Origin of the sequence: Sphingomonas sp. Root241, from assembly GCF_001428865.1 — a bacterium.
In the GTDB taxonomy this organism is placed as follows: Bacteria; Pseudomonadota; Alphaproteobacteria; order Sphingomonadales; family Sphingomonadaceae; genus Sphingomonas.
In genome coordinates this window covers 1,922,697-1,941,936 of the sequence record NZ_LMIV01000001.1, presented here as the reverse complement: position 1 = coordinate 1,941,936, position 19,240 = coordinate 1,922,697, and the positions used below count along the sequence as shown (strand labels likewise).

General features: G+C 66.1%; 19 protein-coding genes. 6 read left to right on the top strand and 13 right to left on the bottom strand.

Annotated elements, in window-relative coordinates; all coding sequences use genetic code 11:
• Positions 1-10 precede the first annotated feature (10 nt).
• A complete protein-coding gene (locus ASE13_RS08985) occupies positions 11-1,288 on the top strand; it encodes an Hsp70 family protein (protein ID WP_056613649.1) in 1,278 nt (425 codons plus the stop codon).
• Positions 1,289-1,412: 124 nt separating this feature from the next.
• The gene (locus ASE13_RS08980; protein ID WP_056613648.1) at positions 1,413-2,270 is read left to right on the top strand and encodes a DUF1521 domain-containing protein; all 858 of its coding nucleotides are present in this window, start codon (positions 1,413-1,415) and stop codon (positions 2,268-2,270) included.
• Positions 2,271-2,307: 37 nt separating this feature from the next.
• Here ASE13_RS08980 and ASE13_RS08975 read toward each other — a convergent pair whose 3' ends face one another.
• From ASE13_RS08975 to ASE13_RS08915, 13 genes are all read right to left on the bottom strand, one after another.
• Positions 2,308-3,087 (bottom strand): phosphoadenylyl-sulfate reductase, encoded by a 780-nt coding sequence (locus ASE13_RS08975; protein ID WP_056613645.1) that lies wholly within the window; start codon positions 3,085-3,087, stop codon positions 2,308-2,310.
• The gene (locus tag ASE13_RS08970; RefSeq protein ID WP_056613643.1) at positions 3,080-3,508 is read right to left on the bottom strand and encodes a DUF934 domain-containing protein; all 429 of its coding nucleotides are present in this window, start codon (positions 3,506-3,508) and stop codon (positions 3,080-3,082) included. The genes ASE13_RS08975 and ASE13_RS08970 overlap by 8 nt, the downstream gene beginning before the upstream one ends.
• 99 nt (positions 3,509-3,607) lie before the next feature.
• Positions 3,608-5,242: a nitrite/sulfite reductase gene (locus ASE13_RS08965; RefSeq protein ID WP_056613641.1), complete on the bottom strand. Its 1,635-nt coding sequence runs from the start codon at positions 5,240-5,242 to the stop codon at positions 3,608-3,610.
• A 121-nt stretch (positions 5,243-5,363) separates the two neighbouring features.
• Positions 5,364-5,660 carry a DUF2849 domain-containing protein gene (locus tag ASE13_RS08960; protein ID WP_056613638.1) on the bottom strand — a complete coding sequence of 99 codons (297 nt, stop codon included), beginning with the start codon at positions 5,658-5,660 and terminating at the stop codon, positions 5,364-5,366.
• Positions 5,657-6,442 carry a uroporphyrinogen-III C-methyltransferase gene (gene cobA / locus ASE13_RS08955; protein ID WP_056613636.1) on the bottom strand — a complete coding sequence of 262 codons (786 nt, stop codon included), beginning with the start codon at positions 6,440-6,442 and terminating at the stop codon, positions 5,657-5,659. The genes ASE13_RS08960 and cobA overlap by 4 nt, the downstream gene beginning before the upstream one ends.
• 185 nt (positions 6,443-6,627) lie before the next feature.
• Positions 6,628-7,971: a glycoside hydrolase 5 family protein gene (locus tag ASE13_RS08950; RefSeq protein ID WP_056613634.1), complete on the bottom strand. Its 1,344-nt coding sequence runs from the start codon at positions 7,969-7,971 to the stop codon at positions 6,628-6,630.
• Positions 7,972-8,089: 118 nt separating this feature from the next.
• Positions 8,090-8,389 (bottom strand): zf-TFIIB domain-containing protein, encoded by a 300-nt coding sequence (locus ASE13_RS08945; RefSeq protein WP_056613632.1) that lies wholly within the window; start codon positions 8,387-8,389, stop codon positions 8,090-8,092.
• Positions 8,390-8,392: 3 nt separating this feature from the next.
• Positions 8,393-9,028: a Bax inhibitor-1/YccA family protein gene (locus tag ASE13_RS08940; protein ID WP_082596654.1), complete on the bottom strand. Its 636-nt coding sequence runs from the start codon at positions 9,026-9,028 to the stop codon at positions 8,393-8,395.
• 90 nt (positions 9,029-9,118) lie between these two features.
• Positions 9,119-9,334 carry a YdcH family protein gene (locus ASE13_RS08935; protein ID WP_056615003.1) on the bottom strand — a complete coding sequence of 72 codons (216 nt, stop codon included), beginning with the start codon at positions 9,332-9,334 and terminating at the stop codon, positions 9,119-9,121.
• A 374-nt stretch (positions 9,335-9,708) separates the two neighbouring features.
• The gene (locus ASE13_RS08930) at positions 9,709-9,909 is read right to left on the bottom strand and encodes a hypothetical protein (protein ID WP_029935104.1); all 201 of its coding nucleotides are present in this window, start codon (positions 9,907-9,909) and stop codon (positions 9,709-9,711) included.
• 82 nt (positions 9,910-9,991) lie between these two features.
• The gene (locus ASE13_RS08925) at positions 9,992-11,356 is read right to left on the bottom strand and encodes a glycosyl hydrolase family 28-related protein (RefSeq protein WP_162254679.1); all 1,365 of its coding nucleotides are present in this window, start codon (positions 11,354-11,356) and stop codon (positions 9,992-9,994) included.
• 91 nt (positions 11,357-11,447) lie between these two features.
• A complete protein-coding gene (astD, locus tag ASE13_RS08920) occupies positions 11,448-12,863 on the bottom strand; it encodes a succinylglutamate-semialdehyde dehydrogenase (protein ID WP_056613624.1) in 1,416 nt (471 codons plus the stop codon).
• A 199-nt stretch (positions 12,864-13,062) separates the two neighbouring features.
• The gene (locus ASE13_RS08915; protein ID WP_056613622.1) at positions 13,063-14,415 is read right to left on the bottom strand and encodes a protein adenylyltransferase SelO family protein; all 1,353 of its coding nucleotides are present in this window, start codon (positions 14,413-14,415) and stop codon (positions 13,063-13,065) included.
• A gap of 18 nt (positions 14,416-14,433) precedes the next feature.
• Between ASE13_RS08915 and ASE13_RS08910 the strand changes: the two genes are divergently transcribed.
• The 4 genes from ASE13_RS08910 (at position 14,434) to ASE13_RS08890 (ending at position 19,234) form a co-directional block, all read left to right on the top strand.
• Positions 14,434-15,303: an alpha/beta fold hydrolase gene (locus ASE13_RS08910; RefSeq protein WP_056613620.1), complete on the top strand. Its 870-nt coding sequence runs from the start codon at positions 14,434-14,436 to the stop codon at positions 15,301-15,303.
• Between the two features lie 101 nt (positions 15,304-15,404).
• Complete coding sequence (locus ASE13_RS08905) at positions 15,405-16,538, top strand: glycosyltransferase family 4 protein (protein WP_056613618.1); 1,134 nt, start codon at positions 15,405-15,407, stop codon at positions 16,536-16,538.
• A 66-nt stretch (positions 16,539-16,604) separates the two neighbouring features.
• A complete protein-coding gene (locus tag ASE13_RS08900) occupies positions 16,605-18,008 on the top strand; it encodes an NAD(P)H-dependent flavin oxidoreductase (protein ID WP_056613615.1) in 1,404 nt (467 codons plus the stop codon).
• Positions 18,009-18,538: 530 nt separating this feature from the next.
• A complete protein-coding gene (locus ASE13_RS08890) occupies positions 18,539-19,234 on the top strand; it encodes a glutamine amidotransferase (protein WP_056613611.1) in 696 nt (231 codons plus the stop codon).
• The last annotated feature ends 6 nt before the right edge of the window (positions 19,235-19,240 follow it).

The window sequence follows — 19,240 nt, the reverse complement described above, 5'->3', positions numbered from 1 at the left end:
TGGACCTTGCGTGACCGCCAATGCCCTCGGGCTCGATTTCGGTACGACCAACAGCGTGGTCGCGCTTGCCGGGCCCGGCGAGGGGCCGGAGATGGTCGAGTTTGCGGGGCCCGATGCGGTCAGCGCGGTTTTTCGCTCGGCCCTGTGCTTCTGGGAAGACAATGGAGTGCAGGTCGAGGCTGGGCCCTGGGCGATCGCGGAGTATCTCGAATATCCCGAAGGCAGCCGCTTTCTCCAGTCGTTCAAGTCGGTCGCGGCGAGCACCGCGTTCGAGCACGCGTCGGTGTTCGACAAGAGGATGCGGTTCGAGGAACTGGGAAGAACCTTCCTCCGCAAGCTGGCGGAGCATTCGGGCGGCAAGCTCGGCCAGCGGCCCGATCGCATCGTGGTGGGCAGGCCGATCGAATATGCCGGGAGCCGGCCCGATCCGAAGCTGGCGAGGGAGCGTTACGACGCGATGTTCGCGGGGTTCGGCGCGGAGATCCATTATGTCTACGAGCCGATCGGCGCGGCGTTCAGCTACGCGAAGCGGCTGAGCGATCCGGCGACGTTGCTCGTCGCCGATTTCGGCGGAGGCACCAGCGACTTTTCGGTGGTGCGCGTCGATGCACCGGGGTCGGCGCGACGCTGCACGGCGCTGGGGCATGCCGGGATCGGCATCGCGGGCGACCGCTTCGACTACCGGATCGTCGATCAGCTCGTGCTGCCGTTGCTCGGCAAAGGCAGCCATTATCGCTCGTTCGACAAGGTGCTGGAAATACCGGGCGGCTATTTCGCCGATTTCGGCGACTGGTCGCGGCTGGCCCTGATGCGCAACCGGCGGACGCTGGAGGCGCTGCACAAGCTCCAGCGCGCGGCCGAGGAGCCGGCGGCGATCGGGCGGATGATCGCGATCATCGAGAACGAGCTCGGCTACCGGCTGTACGACGCGGTGGGCAAGCTCAAGCGCGCGCTGTCGAGCGTGGCGCAGGCCGAATTCAGGTTCGAGGGCGGTGGCGTGAAGATCACCACCGAGGTGCGGCGCGACCAGTTCGAAGCGTGGATCGCGCCCGATCTCGCGCGGATCGAAGCGACGGTGGACCGGGCGCTGGCAGCGTCCGGCACAAGCGAGGCGGCGATCGACAGGGTGTTCCTGACCGGCGGGTCGTCGCTGATCCCGGCGGTCCGCGCGATCTTCGCGCGGCGCTTCGGCGAGGCGCGGATCGGCAGCGGCGGCGAATTGACGTCGATCGCGCACGGGCTGGCGATGGTGGCGCAGGAGGAGGACATCGCCGCCTGGGTGAGCTGAGCGGCGGACCGGGGCGGACGTGCGACTAATCGAAGCGACTAGCGGGTCTAGTCGGAATGCGGAGCGCGCGGATCGGGGCGGAGGCGTAACGTCTCTCCTGTTCACCACCCACAGGGGACGCGACATGACCGCTATCGCTGCGAACACTGCTTTCTCGGGCGCATTCCAGGCGCTCGCCGCCGGATCGGCCTCGGCCAATTTCGTGCTCGCGGCGGGGATCATGGGCAAGATGCTCAATCCGCTCGGCGCGGGGCCGTTCGCCTCGTCCTGCTTCCCGCGCGGCTGGAACGTCGATGCGCGCTGCGGCGGCGAGACGCAGGCGAGCTGGACGGTGAAGACGGGTACCGAGGGCAAGGCCTCGATCGATCTGGGCGACGGATACAGCCTGCAGCTCAACGAGAACAACAGCGAGATGACGATCACCAACGCCAATACCGGCGAGACGACGCGGATCTGGGGCGATCCGCATGTCGATGTGAACGGCCAGCACGTCTACGACTTTTGGGGGACGACGACCTTCACGCTCGACAACGGCACCAAGATCACGATCAACACCGAGCAGGGCCAGGGCAATCCGAACGTCTATTTCGCCAGCTCGGTGGCGATCACCAAGGGCGATCAGGCGATCGAAGTGACGGGGCTGAGCCAGCAGAAGCTCGGCGATCTCTCGATCACGATGGGCGGCGACGGCCGCGCGCTGGACCGCGCCAATGCCGACGGCTTCGTGCTGCACGAGAATGACAGCGGCGCGGGCTGGCGCTCGGCCTATACCGGCGAAGTCGCGACCCAGGCCGATCTCAACCTGACGAAGCCGGGGCAGATCTTCGGTCCGGGATCATCGGACGGCGAGACGTTGGCCAGCTTGAGCTTCCTGCTCGGCGCGTTCCTTGGCGGCGCGATGCTGTTCGGCAGCCTGGGCGCGGAGGCGCGCGGCGACAGCGGGCGCAACCAGATCCTGCCGCGCCTGCCGATCCTGTTCTGAGGACATATTCCTCTCCGGTTGGGAGAGGGAAGGGAGTTCAGAACGAAGGCTGGTCTACGTCGCCGTCGTTCACCGGCGTGTGGATGCCGCATTCGGTCTTGTCCCAACCGCGCCAGCGGCCGGCGCGGGGGTCTTCGCCGGGCTTGACCACGCTGGTGCACGGAGCGCAGCCGATCGAGAGATAGCCTTTCGCGACGAGCGGATGGACCGGCAGATCATGCGCAGCGAAATAGGCGTCCAGATCGGCGCGGGTCCAGTCGGCGAGCGGGTTGACCTTGAGCCGGCCGGAGGCGTCCGAAGTGTCGAGCTCGAAGCGGGGCAGCGCGTTGCGGGTGCTCGCCTGGAACGCTTTCCGCCCAGTGATGGTGGCATCGAACGCCGCCAGCCCCTTGGCCAGCGGCACGACCTTGCGGATCTCGCAGCAGCCATCGGGGTCGTACGACCAGCGCAGCTCGTTGGCGTCGCGCGCGGCGAGGACTTGCGGGTCGGGCTGGAGGTTGCGGAAGTCCTTCAGGCCGAGCCGGGCGACGAGTTCGTCACGATAGGCGAGCGTCTCGGGGAAATGCCGGCCGGTATCGAGGAAGAGAACGGGGATCGACGGATCGATCGCGGCGACGAGATGCAGCAACGCGGCGGATTCGGCACCGAAGGACGAGACCACCGCAAGATCGCCAACCATATGGTCGCCGATCACCGCGCGCAGCATCTCGTCGGTCGAGCTGCCGCGGAACATGTTGTTCAGGCGGATCGCGTCCTGCTCGGTGAAGCGCGGGGCGAGGTCCAGGCGGTCGATCTTGCGGGCCGCGACATTAGCCATGGCGGAGTTTCCACACCGGCACCGCATTGTCGGCCGCGTGCTGATAGACATAGTCGAAGCGGTTGAGCGCGCCGGCGAGCACCGCCTCGTCGATCGGCGCATAAGGCGCGAAGCTGTCGAAGCCGCAGCGGCGCATGAACAGCATCTGGTCGACGAGCACGTCGCCCGAGGCGCGGATCTCGCCCTTGTAGCCGGCCTCGCGGAGGATGCGCGCGGAGGAATAGCCGCGGCCGTCGCGGAAGCGCGGGAAGTCGATTTCGACCAATGCGAGGCGATCGAGATAGGGGATCAGCGCGCGCGCGTCCTCACCGGCCTCGATGCGGACCGCAGTGGCGTTGGACTGGCCGAGGAACGCGTCGATCGAGACCGCGGGTTCCTCATGCGGCTCGTCGTCGCGGAAGCGGAGGAGGGTGTCGGTCATGCAAAATGCTCCGTCATCCCGGCGAAGGCCGGGATCTCAGGCGAAGGCGCGGGGCAAGAGCCGCACGAGGTCCCGGCTTCCGCCGGGATGACGGTCTGATTACCCATAGATCGCCTCCTTGAACGGATCCATGCCGATCCGGCGATAGGTGTCGAGGAAGCGCTCGCCGGGCTGGCGCTCGCGCAGATAGACGTTGGTGGCCTTCTCCACGGCGTCGACCACGCCGTCCTCGTCGAAGCCGGGGCCGGTGATCTTGGCCTGCGAAGTGTCTTCCGCGCCCGAGCCGCCGAGCAGCAGCTGGTAATTTTCGGTACCCTTACGGTCGACGCCGAGGATGCCGATATGGCCGGCATGGTGGTGGCCGCAGGCGTTGATGCAGCCGCTGATCTTGATCTTGAGCTCGCCGAGATCGCGCTGGCGGTCGAGATCGGCGAAGCGTGCGGCGATCTTCTGCGCGACCGGGATCGAGCGGGCATTGGCCAGGCTGCAATAATCGAGCCCCGGGCAGGCGATCAGATCGGTGACGAGATCGAGATTGACGTCGGCCAGCCCCGCGGCGTCGAGCGCCTGCCACACGGCATGGAGGTCCTGCTTGCGGACATAAGGCAGCACGAGATTCTGCGCATGCGTGGCGCGCAGTTCGTCGAAGCTGTAGCGCTCGGCGAGATCGGCGACGACGTCCATCTGGTCCGCCGAGATGTCGCCGGGAATGCCGGCGATCGGCTTGAGGCTGATGTTGACGATCGCATAGCCCGGCGCCTTGTGGCGGACGGTCTGGCGATCGACCCAGAGCGCGAATTCGGGATCGCTGCGGTCGATCTCTTCGCTGAGCCCGGTCTCGAACGGCGGCGGCGCGAAATAGGCGGCGATCCGGTCATACTCGGCCTGCGGGAAATCGGTGCCGAGCGTGAGGAAATGCTGGAATTCCTCCTCGACCTGACGGCGGAATTCCTCCTCGCCGAGCTCGTGGACGAGGATCTTCATCCGCTGCTTGTGGATGTTGTCGCGCCGCGCATGCGTGTTCCAGACGCGCAGCACCGCTTGGAGATAGGAGAAGATCTGCGTCGCGGGCAGGAACTCGCGGATCTTGTAGGCGATGATCGGCGTGCGGCCCATGCCGCCGCCGGCATAGACTTCGAAGCCCTGCTCGCCAGCTTCGTCAAGCACGATGCGCAGCGCGAAATCGTGCCAGCGCAAGGCCGCGCGATCCTCTTCCGAGGCGATCACCGCGATCTTGAACTTGCGCGGCAAATAGCTGAACTCGGGATGGAAGGTCGTCGCCTGGCGGAGCAATTCGGCCCAGGGGCGGGGATCGCAGATCTCGTCGGCGGCGGCACCGGCATATTGATCGGCCGAGAGGTTGCGGATGCTCTCGCCGCTGGTCTGGATCGCGTGCATCTCGACCGTGGCGAGATCGGCGAGGATGTCGGGCGCTTCCTCGAGCTTGATCCAGTTATACTGGATGTTCTGGCGCGTGGTGATGTGGCCATAGCCGCGATCGTATTTGCGCGCGATATGGCCGAGCATGCGCATCTGGCGGCCGTCGAGCGTGCCATAGGGAATGGCGACGCGCAGCATGTACGCGTGGAGCTGGAGATAGAGGCCGTTCTTGAGCCGGAGCGGCTTGAACTGATCGTCGTTCATCGCGCCGGCGATGCGGCGGGCGACCTGATCGCGAAATTCCTCGACGCGGGCGTCGACGATGGCCTGGTCGTATTTGTCGTAGCGGTACATCAGCGAATTTCCACAACCGTTCGCCCTGAGCTTGTCGAAGGGCTGTTTTCCACTTCGGCTTCGGTGCGAGAAGAAGGACGGCGCTTCGACAAGCTCAGCGCGAACGGGGAGGGGGCGGGAGTCATATCACCCAGCTGCCGGCGTTCGGGTCGGCGGGTTTGAGCGTGAGGTCGGGGCGGACAGTGGGGCCGAGCGCGCGGATGCGGTCCTTGATGTGCGCGGGGCGGGGCCCCTCGGGCGTCATGGTGCCGTCGATGACGAGCCCGCCGTTCACGCGGCGCGCGCCGGTTTCCTCGGTCAGGATTGCCTCGCCGCGATCGCCGACGTCGGAAGCATCCTCGATGTGGAGCGACCAGCCCTCGCCGGTCCACCAGATGACCGCGCCGGTGCGCAGATCGTTGCCGGTCAGGATCTTCATGCGAGTGCCTCCGCAGCCTGGGCCCATGCGGCGAGCTTGTCCTCCGCATCGGCGAGCATCACGACTTCGCCGACGACGATGATCGCCGGGCTGCGGACCTTTTCGCGCGCGACCATAGGACCGAGATCGGCGAGCAGGGTGCGCAGCGCACGGCTGCCTTCGAGCGTGCCGCGCTCGAGCACTGCGACGGGCATGTCGGGAGCGACGCCGTCCGCCATCAATTTATCGGCGATATCGGGGCAGGTCGCGACACCCATGTAGATGACGAGCGTGCGTCCCTTGCCGGCGAGGCCCGACCAATCCTGTTCGCTGAGGCCCTTGCACTGGCCGGCGACGAAGCTGACCGCGCTCGACCAGTCGCGATGGGTGAGCGGAAGCATCGCCTCGGCAGCGGCGCCCAGAGCGGCGGAGATGCCGGGAATGACTTCGACGGGGAGCCCGGCCGCGCGCACGGCTTCGACTTCCTCGCCGCCGCGGCCGAAGATGAAGGGGTCGCCGCCCTTCAGCCGCACGACGATCGCGCCGGTCTTCACATGCGCGATGATAAGGGCGTTGATCGCTTCCTGCGACAGCGTGTGGCGCGCCCGCTGCTTGGCGACCGAGATGCGGTGCGCGCGCGGGGCGAGATCGAGGACCCGCGGATCGACGAGGCCGTCATGGACGAGCACGTCGGCCTCGCGCAGCGCCTCGACGGCGCGCACGGTGAGCAGCCCGGGATCGCCCGGACCGGCGCCGACGAGAATGACGCGCCCACGCGCGGAAGGATCGAGCAGAGATGCCATGAGGCGGGAGATGGGCTTCTGCGGGGCGGGGGGCAACGGAGGATGGTTTGGGGGGGCGGAAGGTGAACTTTGTTCTCGTCACCCCGGCGGGGTCCACTGCTCCGCACCCGAGCCGTTCTCGTCTCAACCGGTTCGCTTGCCTCCTGGTGGACCCCGGCACAAGGCCGGGGTGACGGTTGTCGCGATCAGGCGGCGATCGGCTCTCCCGCGCTCGCCAGCGCCCTTGCGTGCGCCGCGATCACCGCGAGGGTGGTCGCATCGGAATCGAACACGCCATACCAGCCCTGCGGTTCGTGCGGGGGGTCGCCGAGCCAGGCAGTGTCGCCCGAGCGGAAACGGTGGTCGCCATGGAGCGCGCGGCCGGCGCCGTTCCATGCCCAGAAGTTCGAGCCGGCGATCGGGCCGCCGGTGCGCGCGCTGTTGAGTACAGCGTCGTAGATTTGCTGGTAATACAGGTCCTTGAAGTGCGTGCTTGCTTCCGGATCATAGCCGCCGCCGTCGCGCGGATAGCCGAATTCCTCGATCACCAGCGGCTTGCCCAGTTCCTTCGCCAGCGCCTGATGTTGCCGGAGATATTCGGCGACCTTGGCCGTGGCGGCGGCATGCGTGCCGGATATGTCCTTCGCGTCGACCCAGCTCCAGTTGAGCGGCCAGATATGCGTGGTGAGATAGTCGATCTCGGGGACATCATGCGCCTTGCGGAAGATGTCGGCGCTCTCGACGCTGCCCTTCAGGCCTTCGCTGCCGGTCGAGACGAGGTGATTGCGATCGATCGACTTGATCAGCCTGGCGCTGCCCTGGATCCACGCATTGTAGGCAGCGAGCAAAGGCGTCGCGGTGGCGAGGTCGCCGCCGGGGCGCGGTTCGTTGGCGAGCTGCCACGCCATGATCGTCGGATCGTCGCGATAGGCGGTGCCGGTGACAGTGTTGGTGCGGCCGACGATACGGCGGACCCAGGCGTGGTTGTGCGCAACGGCCCTCGGGTTCGCGTAGAATCGGGCGACGGCGTTGGGAAAGGCCGGCCAGGGATGCGCCGGATCGTTGACGTCCATATACTTGCCGGTGACGTAATAGAGATAGGTCATCATCCCGCCCGACCATTCCCAGAAATTGGTCAGATAGAGCACTGCCTTCATGCCGCGCTTGCCCATCTCGGCAAGGCAGAAATCGAGCCCGCCGAGCAGCGCCGGATCGGCGGAATCGGGTGCCGCGCCGTGAAAGGCCGGCTTGACCGAGTTCCTGAGCGGCGAATCCTCGGCCGAGGCGGCGATGCGCAGGTTGGTGACGCCGGTGGCGGCGAGCGTGTCGAGCTCGCGCTTCAGCCGCTCGCGGTTGCCATAGGGAGCGTCGGCGCCGAGCCAGGCGGCGTACCAGAGGTTTGCGCCGGCGAAGCGATACGGCTTGCCCCCGAGCATCAGCCGCGTGCCTTCCCGCCGGACGAAAGCCGGGGCGGGGGCGGCGCGGACCGGGAGAATAATGGTCGTCGTAAGTGCCGCGGCGGCGCCGAGCATTGTTCTGCGCGTGACCATTGCTCACTCTCCCGATCGTTGGAGAATGACGATAGCGGCGGCGGCCGGGCAAAGAAACGCCCGCCGCCGACGGATCGGCGACGGGCGAAGGTTGAAGGCTGTTCGGGGGAAGGGGGACTTAGTCGAACAGCTCTTCGAGAAAGGATTTGCGCTTCTTGTGCGGATAATGGCCGCCATGGTGGCGCTGGCGATCGTCGTAGCGCGGACGCTCGTCCGACCAGGGGACGGACTGCGGTGCGGGCTGCGACTGCTGGGGCAGCACCGGCGCCGACGCGGCGCTGCGCTCGATGATCTTGTCGAGCTCGCCGCGATCGAGCCAGACGCCGCGGCAGCTTGGGCAATGATCGATCTCGATGCCCGAGCGCTCCATCGGCACCAATTTGGTGCCGTCGACGGGGCAGGCGAAAGTGCCGGTCATGCGTTACTCCCGCTCGCCCATCAGCCCCAGCAGCAGCTGGAACATGTTGATGAGGTTCAGATAGAGCGACAGCGCGCCCATCACTGCGAGCTTCTCGGCGGCCTGGCTGTTGCCGTAGACGATGTACTCGCTCTTCAGGCGCTGCGTGTCCCAGGCGGTGAGGCCCGCGAAGACGACGACGCCGACCACCGAGAGCGCCATCTGCAACAGGCTCGAGCCGAGGAACAGATTGACGAGGCTCGCGCCGATCACGGCGATCAGCCCGACGAAGAGGAAGGTCCCCATGCCGGTGAGGTCGCGGTTGGTGGTGTAACCCCACAGGCTGAGGCCGGCGAACATCGCCGAAGCGGTGAAGAACGCCATCGCGATGCTGGTGCCGGTGAAGACGAGGAAGATGCTCGCCATCGACACGCCCATCACGCCGGCGAAGGCGAAGAAGGCCGTGCGCGCGCCGGCGGTGGTCATCCGCTCCACCCGGAAGGTGAAGAAGAAGATGAAGGCGAGCGGGGCCAGCATCGCCACCCACTTCAGTGGCGTGCCGAAGATCAAGGCCACGAGCGGCGGCGAGCTCGCCACGAGCAGCGCGATCACGCCGGTGATGGCGAGGCCGATCCCCATGTTGCGATAGATGCCGAGCATGTGCCGGCGCAGGCCCTCATCGTAGCGGACCTGCGCGGCACTGGCGGCGCTGCGGTTGAAGGCGGAAAGATTGTCCACTGGTGGTTTCTCCTAGGCGTGGCGGGCGCGGGCGATGGCGCCGCGCGCGACGCGGCGCATCTCGGCCGCATCGGGGAAATGACGGAACAGCCGGTCCTTGATCGCGAGCCGCTCCTTCTTGAGCCGGCTTAGGCGCAAGGGATCGGGAAGCCGGCGAGCGAGCTCGCGGCGGATCTCGCGGTTGAGGATGCGGTGTGCGGCGATCAGCCGCTCGATAAGGTTACTCACGCGTGCCACTCCAATCGACAGTTACATCGATCGAGCCGGTTTCCCGGTGAGGGGTGGTGACGGATAGCCGCCAAAACCTGCACCGAGCTAGCTCGATGCGGTCCGACATCACGGGGCTTCAGGTGAAGCCGCCGCCAGAGGGGCCCGGTCCCGCAGGTTTGAATCTAGGGAGGCGGGATGCGGGATTCAATGCGCTGCGGGTGTCAGCAATGTTTCGTTACAATCGGGTGACGACGAAAACTGCCTTCGTCATCCCCGCGAAAGCGGGGACCCATCTCCGGCGCGCGCAACGCGCACAACGGCTGTTGCATGGGCGGCGCGGACACGAGATGGGTCCCCGCTTTCGCGGGGATGACGTGGAGGGGGCGTGTCCGTTACTTCTTCGGCGTCACCCACACCGACACCGGCACCACGACCTTGCCCGGTGCGGGCTTGCCGATATCGACGCGATCGGCGGTGACGAGTTCGCCGCTCTCCAGCGTGAACGAGGCCCAGGGCTTGGGCATGCGGCCGAAGGTCAGCTTCTGGATCGGCTGGCCGGTGGTGGAATTCATGATCGTGGCGGTGACAGGCATGCGGTGCCGATAGCCAGGCCGGCGTCGCGCTGTCCAGCATTCCGAAGCGGGGCCGGATGATTCCGGCCCCGCCCTTGAAGGATCAGAACGCTTGAAGTTCGCGTCCGACCAGCTTGAGCGAGGCTCCCTGGAGAAGGAGGTCGCCCGTGGCGCCGCCCTGTCCGGTCGCCTTGAGTTCCAGGCTCGCTCCGAAACCGGCCGAGATTGTCGCGCAATTCACCACGGGTGCGGCGTTGTACACGCCCTCGGCCACTGTCCGTGCCGTGGTGGCGGAATCGCGCAAGAGAGTGAGATCGATCGCCCAGTCGCGATTGTCGGCGGCAACCGGGCCGCTCTCGAACACGACGGTGTTGCCGAGGTAGAGCCGAAGGTTCTTGCCGTTCGCATTGTCGTTGGTCTTGCCCCAGATCCGGAGCCGCAACTGCTGTCCGTCGGTGGTGAGCGTATCGGCCGGGATCGCAAAGGACCAGAGCTGCGATTCGCCCGAGCCGGTGTTGGAAACGGTCTGCTGATGGGTAGCCAGTACGGCCTGCGTGCCGCGACGCACCAGGCCACCTTCGATCACTGTCCAGCGGTTGCCACCAAGCGATCCGAGATAGCGCTTGGTCGACGCGTTGAAGTTGTTCAGCAGCACGCATGCGAGAAAGTTCGGATCGTCCTGGACGACCGTCTCGCTCACGATCATGCCGAAGAAGCTGTTGCTGATCGTGAGTCCGATCATGCCGCCGCTGAGCACGTTGAAGACGTGCGGGATGACCGCCTCGCTGTCGCTCTCGAAATAGCAGCTGTCGAAAGTCAGGGCGCGATTCTCGCCTTCGAAAGCGATGCCCTTGCTATGCTCGGAGATGATCGAGAAGCGGCTGCTGTGGCAGTTCTTCAGCCGCAACGCATAGCCGTTGGGGCAATCGGAGAAGCGCGACCGCCCGCCGATCTCGCTGCTCGTGAAGCTCCCCGGCGATGCGCCTTCGAGCACGCACCCGTTCAGCCCGAAAGTGTTCGCGAGCACGTTGTTCCAGCGCATATAGGCTGCTTCGTAGACGTAGAAACCGTTGCTCTTGCAGCGATCGACCTGCAGGTTGGTGAAAGTGAGGCCGTGCATCGAGCCACTGGGATTGCGCGCGTGGATACCCACGCCCGATTGCCCCGTCATCGACCCATCCCAATTGCCCGAGATCCAGAGGTCGCGAAGAGTTACCCACTGGTCCAGGTGGAGAATGTCGGTCCCGTCGGGTGCCGCGTTCGAAAGCTTGATGCACGACGCGGTATATCCCTCGCCCGCGATGGTGACATTCGCGGGTACGTTGAGCGTCGCGTCGATCACATAGGTGCCGGCCGGCACCTCGACAATCGACGCGTTATCGAGCGCTGTTTGAATTGCCTGTCGGTTGGCGGCGGCGTGACTTGCGTCGCCGTCGCCGATTGCGCCCAGATCCGTAATCGAAACCATGTGTTGCTCCTGCTTCGTTCGCATGTCCGGCATGCGAACGAAGCAGGAACATCTGAAATCCTACAATGCAACCGATTCGGTTCGCATTTGCTCAGGCGTCCCGCAGACCCAGTCCGATCGCGGCGCGCGCCTGTTCGGATTCCGACGAGACCACCGGGTAGGCGCAGTAATCCGCGGCATAATAGGCGCTGGGACGATGATTGCCCGACCAGCCGACCCCGCCGAACGGGGCCGAGGAGGAGGCGCCGTTGGTCGGGCGGTTCCAGTTGACGATGCCGGCGCGGATATTGGCCCAGAACTGGTCGTAAAGTCGGGGATTCTGGCTGACCAGCGACGCCGACAGGCCGTAGCGCGTGTTGTTGGCCTCGGCGATCGCTTCCTCGAACGTCGCCTTGCGGTAGATCTGGAGGACCGGGCCGAACAGTTCGACATCGGGCTTGTCGTTGGCCTGGGTCATGTCGATCAGGCCCGGCGTGATGAACGGCCGGCCCTCGATCGGGCGCTCCATGTGCCTGAGCGGGCGCCCGCCCATGGTCGAGAGTGCGAGGAAGCTTTCGGTGAGCAGGTCGGCGGAATCATTGTCGATTACCGGGCCCATGAACGGAGCGGGATCGGCGTGCGGCTCGCCGATGATCAGCCGGCCGATCAGCTTGTTCACTTCCTCCATCAGCGGATCGTAGAGATTCTGATCGACGATCAGCCGGCGCGCGGCCGTGCAGCGCTGGCCCGCGGTGGTGAAGGCCGACTGGATGACGAGCACCGCAGCGGAATAGAGGTCGGGGGTATCCCAGACGACGATCGGGTTGTTGCCGCCCATCTCCAGCGCGAGGATCTTCTCGGGCCGGGTGGCGAACTGGCGGTTGAGCGCAATGCCGGTATTGGCCGAGCCGGTGAACAGCAGACCGTCGATATCGGGATGCGCGGCGAGCGCCTTGCCTTCTTCCGGGCCGCCGATCAGCAGGCGGATGCAACCTTCGGGAATGCCGGCCGCATGGAAGCAATCGACGAGAAACGCGCCGCTCGCGGGAGTCTTCTCGGAGGGCTTGAATACCACGGCATTGCCCGCGAGCAGGGCAGGGACGATGTGGCCGTTGGGGAGGTGCGCGGGGAAATTATAGGGGCCGAGCACCGCGAGCACGCCGTGCGGCTTGTGCCGCAGCGCCAGCCGGGTGTTCATCGGCGCCTCGATCCGGCGCTGGCCGGTGCGCTCCGAATAAGCGGAGACCGAGATGTCGACCTTGCCGATCACCGTCTCGACTTCGGTGCGCGCCTCCCATAGCGGCTTTCCGGTCTCGCGCGCGAGCAAATCGGTGAAGGCATCGGCCTTTTGCCGCACGACATTGGCGAAACGGCGCAGCGCCTCGATTCGGTAAGCGAGCGGGCGTGCTGCCCATTCGGCCCAGCTTCGGCGGGCGTGCGCGACCTCGGTGTCGACATCGCCGATCTTCTGGCGCCAGAGCACAGCACCGGTTGCTGGCTCGGTTGAGATGATTTCCGTTCCCGGCATTATGTTCTGCGTGTGTCCCCGGAAGAATGGCAATGCTATTGCCCGAAATCGCGGAGGCTTGCCAACCCCCAAGACCCTCTTTCCGTCACCCCCGCGAAAGCGGGGGCCCATCTCCTGAAGATGCCACGAGCGACCACCGTGCGTATTCGCGGCGCGTCCGGGAGATGGGCCCCCGCTTTCGCGGGGGTGACGGTGGTATTCAGGCCAGCGCTTCGCCCATTCGCCTGATCGCGGCGACCTTGGCGGTCAGCGGGGCCCAGTCGTCGCCTTGCGCGATCCGCGCCCAAATCGCCTCGACTTCGTCGATGAGCATCGCGCAGGGCGCTGGATCGGACCAATATTCGTGGTCGCGGGGCTTGCGCGGTTCGTACCCGGCGAGCCGGGCGCGGAGGGCGGCGAAGGGCTCGCCATAGCTCTCCGGGAGCTTCCCGCCGAAACCGTCGAAGAAGAAGCGATCGATCGGCGTGTCCGTCTCGACCAGCGCCGCTTCGATGGCGCCGACCAGCGGACGGTCATGCTCGGGGCCGCGGGGTTTCAGGCCCAGCCGCCAAAGCATCGCGCTGGCGACTTCGCGCTGGAAGGTCTCGGGGAACACCTCCATCGCCTCGATCAGCGGCGCCTCTTCGGCGATTAGGCGGAGCGAGCTGGCGAGCTGCATCACGTCCCAATAGATCGCCTCGGGCTGGCGGCTGAAGGCGTAGAGTCCGCTTTGATCGAAATAGGCCGCAGTGAAGCCCGGCGCCCAGCTTGGGGCGAAACGCCACGGGCCGTAATCGAAGCTCTCGCCGGTGACGTTGATATTGTCGCTGTTGAGCACACCGTGGACGAAGCCCGCGGCCATGAACCGGCCCGCCATCCGCGCAGTGCGTGCGGCGACATGCGCGAGGAGGCGCTGCGGGGCGTCGTCGCCGGCCTCCTCGCCATAATAATGGCGGAGCACATAGCCGGTCAGCCGCTGCAGGTTCTCGGTGTCCTGCGAATAAGCGAGGCGCTGGAAGGTGCCGATGCGGATATGGCCGTGGCTGAGCCGAACGAGCGCCGCCGAGCGGGTGGGGGAGGGCTCGTCGCCGCGATGCAGCTCCTCGCCGGTCTCGATCAGCGAGAAGCTGCGCGAGGTCTCGACGCCCAGCGCCTCGAGCATTTCGGTGGCGAGAATCTCGCGGACGCCGCCCTTCAGCGTCAGCCGCCCGTCGCCGAAGCGGCTCCAGGGGGTCTGGCCCGATCCCTTGGTGCCAAGGTCCATCAGGCGGCCTTGGTCGTCGGTCATCTGGGCGAACAGGAAGCCGCGGCCGTCGCCGATCTCGGGATTGTACACGCGGAACTGGTGGCCGTGATAGCGCAGGGCCAGCGGCTGTTGCAGCGTACCCGGCAACGGCTCGAAGCGGCCGAAATGCGCGATCCATTGTTCGTCGCTCAGCCCGTCGAGCCCGACCTCCGCCGCTGCGCGATCGTTGCGGAAGCGCAGGATCGCCTGGGGGAAGCGGGCGGCATGTACGGGATCGTAGAAGGCGTCGCCGAGTTCGAGGATCGCCTGTTGCGGAGTGAAGGCCATGCGGCGATATGGGGATCAATGGGCGAGCGGCGCAACTACAGCGATGGCTATTGGTGGTCGAAAGACGGCCTGAGGCTGCATTACCGCGATTATGCCGGTGCCGACGACAAGCCGCCGGTGCTCTGCTTTCCCGGGCTGACCCGCAATGCGCGCGACTATGCGCCGCTGGCGGAACGCATCGCGGGCGAGCGCCGGGTGATCCTCGTCGAGTTCCGCGGGCGCGGCGAGAGCGCTTATGCCAAGGATCCGATGTCCTATGTCCCGCTGACCTATCTGCAGGATGTCGAGGCGCTGCTGGACGAGCTCGGCATTACGCGCTTCGTCGCGGTGGGGACGTCGCTGGGCGGCATCGTCACCATGCTGCTGGCGGCGACCGACGGGGGCAAGCTGGCCGGCGTGGTGCTCAACGATGTCGGGCCCGAGCTCGAACCCGGCGGGCTGGCGCGGATCCGCACCTATGTCGGCAAGGCGGTGTGGCACCCGACCTGGATGCATGCCGCGCGCGCGGTCGCCGAGGGCAATGCCGACGTGTACCCCGATTACGGCGTCGAGGACTGGCTGCGCATGGCCAAGCGCCTGTACCGGGTGAACAGCTCCGGGCGGATCGTGCTCGATTACGACATGAAGATCGCCGAGCCGTTCCGCGTGCCGGGCAACGAGGCGGGGCCGGACATGTGGCCGACGATCGACGCGCTGAAGGGCAAGCCGGTGCTGATCGTGCGCGGCGAGCGCTCCGACATCCTGAGCGCGGAAACCGCGGCGAAGATGGTCGCAAGGGTGCCGGGCGCGAAGCTGGTGACGGTTGCCGGGGTGGGCCATGCGCCGACGCTCGACGAGCCCGAGGTCGTGACCGCAATCGGGCGATTGTTGGCGAAGGTGGCGGCGTAGCGGAAGGCGCAGGCGGTGGCCCAATCTCCCTCTCTCCCCTTCAGGGGAGAGGGAGTTTGAGGTGACGGACGCTCGTCTGGTCGCTAAGCACGGCCCCCAACATGCCCATCCACATCCTCCATCTCCACTCGACCTTCAATTACGGCGGCAAGGAAGCGCGTGCCGTGCGGCTGATGAACGCGTTCGGCGACAGAGCACGACACACGATCGTCTCGGCGATGCCCGATCAGCTCGGCGCGCGCGACGCGATCGCCAAGGGGATCAAATACGAGATCGCGCAGAACCCGCCGCCGCTCTCCGGGCGCCCCTCGGTCAAGCGCTATGAGGCGATCGCGGGGTTCATGCGGCGCTTCGATCTGGTGCTCACCTATAATTGGGGCGCGATCGACGGCGTGATGGCGGCGCGGGTGTTCGGCAAGGGACTGCCGCCCATCGTGCATCACGAGGACGGGTTCAACCAAGACGAGGCCGAACGCCTCAATCCGGTACGCAACATGTATCGCCGGATCGCGCTGCCCGCGGCGAACGCGCTGGTGGTGCCGAGCAATGTGCTGGAGAAGGTCGCGCTCAAGCATTGGCGCCAGCCGCCCGATCGCGTCCACCGGATCGCCAATGGCGTTCCGACAATGCTCTATGCCGGCAAGCCCGACCCGAAGCTGATCCCGCAGCTGCAGAAGCGCCGCGAAGGCGAAGTGTTCATCGGCTGCGTCGCGGGCCTCAGGCCGGTCAAGGATCTGCCGATGCTCATCCGCGCCGTCGCCGGCGTGAACGCGCGCTTCAAGCTGGTGATCCTGGGCGAGGGGCCCGAGCGGCAGAACATCCTCGACGCCGCCGAGGCGATGGCGATCGAGGATCAGGTGATCCTGCCCGGATTCCTGCCTGAGCCGCATCGCTACATGGGGCTATTCGACATCTTCGCCCTCTCGTCGAGGAGCGAGCAGGCGCCGATCTCGGTGATCGAGGCGATGGCGGCGGGGCTACCGGTGGTCTCGACCCGGGTGGGCGACATTCCGGTGATGGTATCGCCCGAGAACGAGCCGTTCCTCGCGCCACGGCACCATGAGGTCGATCTGCGCGATCGCATCGACACACTGGCCAGAAACCCGGAATCGATGCATTATATCGGCGAGCAGAACCGCGCCCGCGCCCGTGCGTTATTCGATGAAGCTGCCATGATCGCGTCTTATGCGCGGCTCTATGGTGCGGCAATGGGACGCCCTGACGCGTTGCAATAACGATTGCGGCTCGCTTGTTGGGGAGGTTGGCGCTAGCAAGCGCCGGAGTTTTTACCGGAGGCACATTTGTTCAAGGGTCTGACGCCTATCAACTATAACGGCCGGGAAGTCTGGCCGTTGGTCGAAGGGGGCAAGGGCGTCGCGGCCACGAACCATGCGAGCGCAGGCGCCTGGGCGGCAGCCGGCGGCATCGGCACGGTCAGCGCGGTCAACGCCGACAGCTATGACGCCGAGGGGAAGATCATCCCCCAGGTCTATCGCGCGCTGACCCGGCGCGAGCGCCACGAGGAACTGGTCCAATACGCGATCGAAGGCGCGGTCACCCAGGTCAAGAAGGCCTTCGAGATCGCCGGCGGCAAGGGCGCGGTCAATATCAACGTGCTGTGGGAAATGGGCGGCGCGCAGCGGATCCTGCACGGCGTGCTCGAGCGCACGCGCGGGATGGTCGCGGGCGTGACCTGCGGCGCGGGCATGCCGTACAAGCTCAGTGAGATCACTGCCTCCTACGGCGTCAGCTATCTGCCGATCGTCAGCTCGGGCCGCGCCTTCCGCGCGCTGTGGAAGCGCGCCTATTCGAAGGCGTCGGAATGGCTCGCCGCGGTGGTCTATGAGGATCCTTGGCTCGCCGGTGGGCATAACGGCCTGTCCAACGCCGAGGATCCCCTGGTGCCGCAGGATCCCTATCCTCGCGTCCGCGATCTGCGCGCGACGATGCGCGAGGGCGGAATCTCGGACGACGTGCCGATCGTGATGGCCGGCGGTGTCTGGTATCTGCGCGACTGGAGCGACTGGATCGACAATCCCGAGCTCGGCAAGATCGCCTTCCAGTTCGGCACGCGGCCGCTCCTGACCAAGGAGAGCCCGATCCCCGAGGAATGGAAGAACGAGCTGATGAAGCTGGAAGAGGGCGACATCCTGCTCCACCGCTTCTCGCCGACGGGCTTCTATTCCTCGGCAGTGCGCAATCCGTTCCTGCGCAGCCTCGAGGCGCGCAGCGAACGGCAGATCGCCTATTCGACCGAGCATGCCGGCGATCACATCTTCCAGCTCGACGTGGGCGTGAAGGGCAAGAATTTCTGGGTGACGCGCAACGATCTGCTGCGCGCGCGCCAGTGGTTCGGGGAGGGGTTCACCTCCGCGCTCAAGACCCCGGACAACACCCTGGTGTTCGTCAGCGAGGAAGAGAAAGCGATAATCCGCAAGGACCAAGCCGATTGCATGGGCTGCCTCAGCCAGTGCCAGTTCTCGTCCTGGGCGGATACCGAGACCAATTCGACCGGACGCCTCGCCGATCCGCGCAGCTTCTGCATCCAGAAGACGTTGCAGGACATCGCCCATGGCGGACCCGTGCACGAGAATCTGATGTTCGCGGGCCACGGCGCTTACAATTTCAAGCGCGATCCCTTCTATTCGAACGGCTTCGTGCCGACCGTGAAGCAGCTCGTCGACCGGATTCTGACCGGAGATTGATGCAAGGGGGCGAATGCGGACGATAGTCGCAACGATCCTCAGCCTCGCGGCTTGCGGATGCGGGTCGGGACAGCCCACGCTGACCCCCGAGCAGATCGCCGCGTTACGGCGTGCACAATGTATGAACGGCTTGGCGCAGCCACCGGAGTGGGCTGCGAAGGCCGCTGCGGCACGCGGTGACTACTCGCTCTATTTCCACACCGTTGACGGGTTTTCGCCAAAGCTGGAGGCGCTCGGAATCGGGTGCGCCTACAACACGACAATGGTCGCGAAGCAATTTCCTCCGATCCCGCCCCTTCGCGCCGTATGCTGTGATAGGTTGCCGCGTGACGCATGCAGCGACCGACAGGACGCCTATGGGACTAGCTATAATCGCGCTCTTCTTGCCGCCGCGCCCGACAAGTTGCGGGTGCTGTGTGCGGCGAAGAGATCGTAGCCGCGGTGCCGCTCGTCTGCCGGAATGGGTCGGCTTGCGCACTGCCAAGAAAAGCTGAGGTCGCGGTCAGCGCCCGCCCGGCTAGGCTGGCGGCATGAAGACCGGTCTCATCGTCCGCCACACCCCATATGAGGGCATCGCCGGGTTCCGCGAGCCGATCGAGGCTGCGGGCTATGTCCTCGATCGCGTCGATGTCACCGATCCGGGCTTTTCCAGCCTCGATTTCGACGCGCCCGACCTGCTGCTGATGATGGGCGGGCCGATGGGGGTCTATGAGCGCGAGGCGCATCCGTGGATCGCGCACGAACTCGAGCGGCTTGCCGAGCGAATCGCGAGCGGGCTGCCGACGCTCGGCGTGTGTCTCGGCGCGCAGATGATCGCGGCGGCGATGGGCGCGGAAGTGCGGCCGGGTCCGGTGAAGGAGATCGGCTTCGCACCGGTGACGCTCAACGATCCGGGGGCGGATTCGCCGCTCCGTCACGTCGCCGAGGTGCCGATGCTGCATTGGCACGGCGACACCTTCGATTTGCCGGACGACGTCGAGCTTCTTGCCTCGACGCCGTCATATGCCCATCAGGCCTTCCGCCGCGGCCCCGAATTGCTGGCGCTCCAGTTCCATGCCGAGATGGGCGAAGACCCACGCTTCGAGGCGTGGATCGAAAACGGCCCGGACTTCATCGCCGAGGCGGGCACTTCGCCCGAGCGCCTGCGCGGCGAACACGAGACGCACGGCAGCGCGGCGGTGGCCGCCGGCAAGGCGATGATCACGGAGTGGCTTCGCGGCCTCTGACCACGC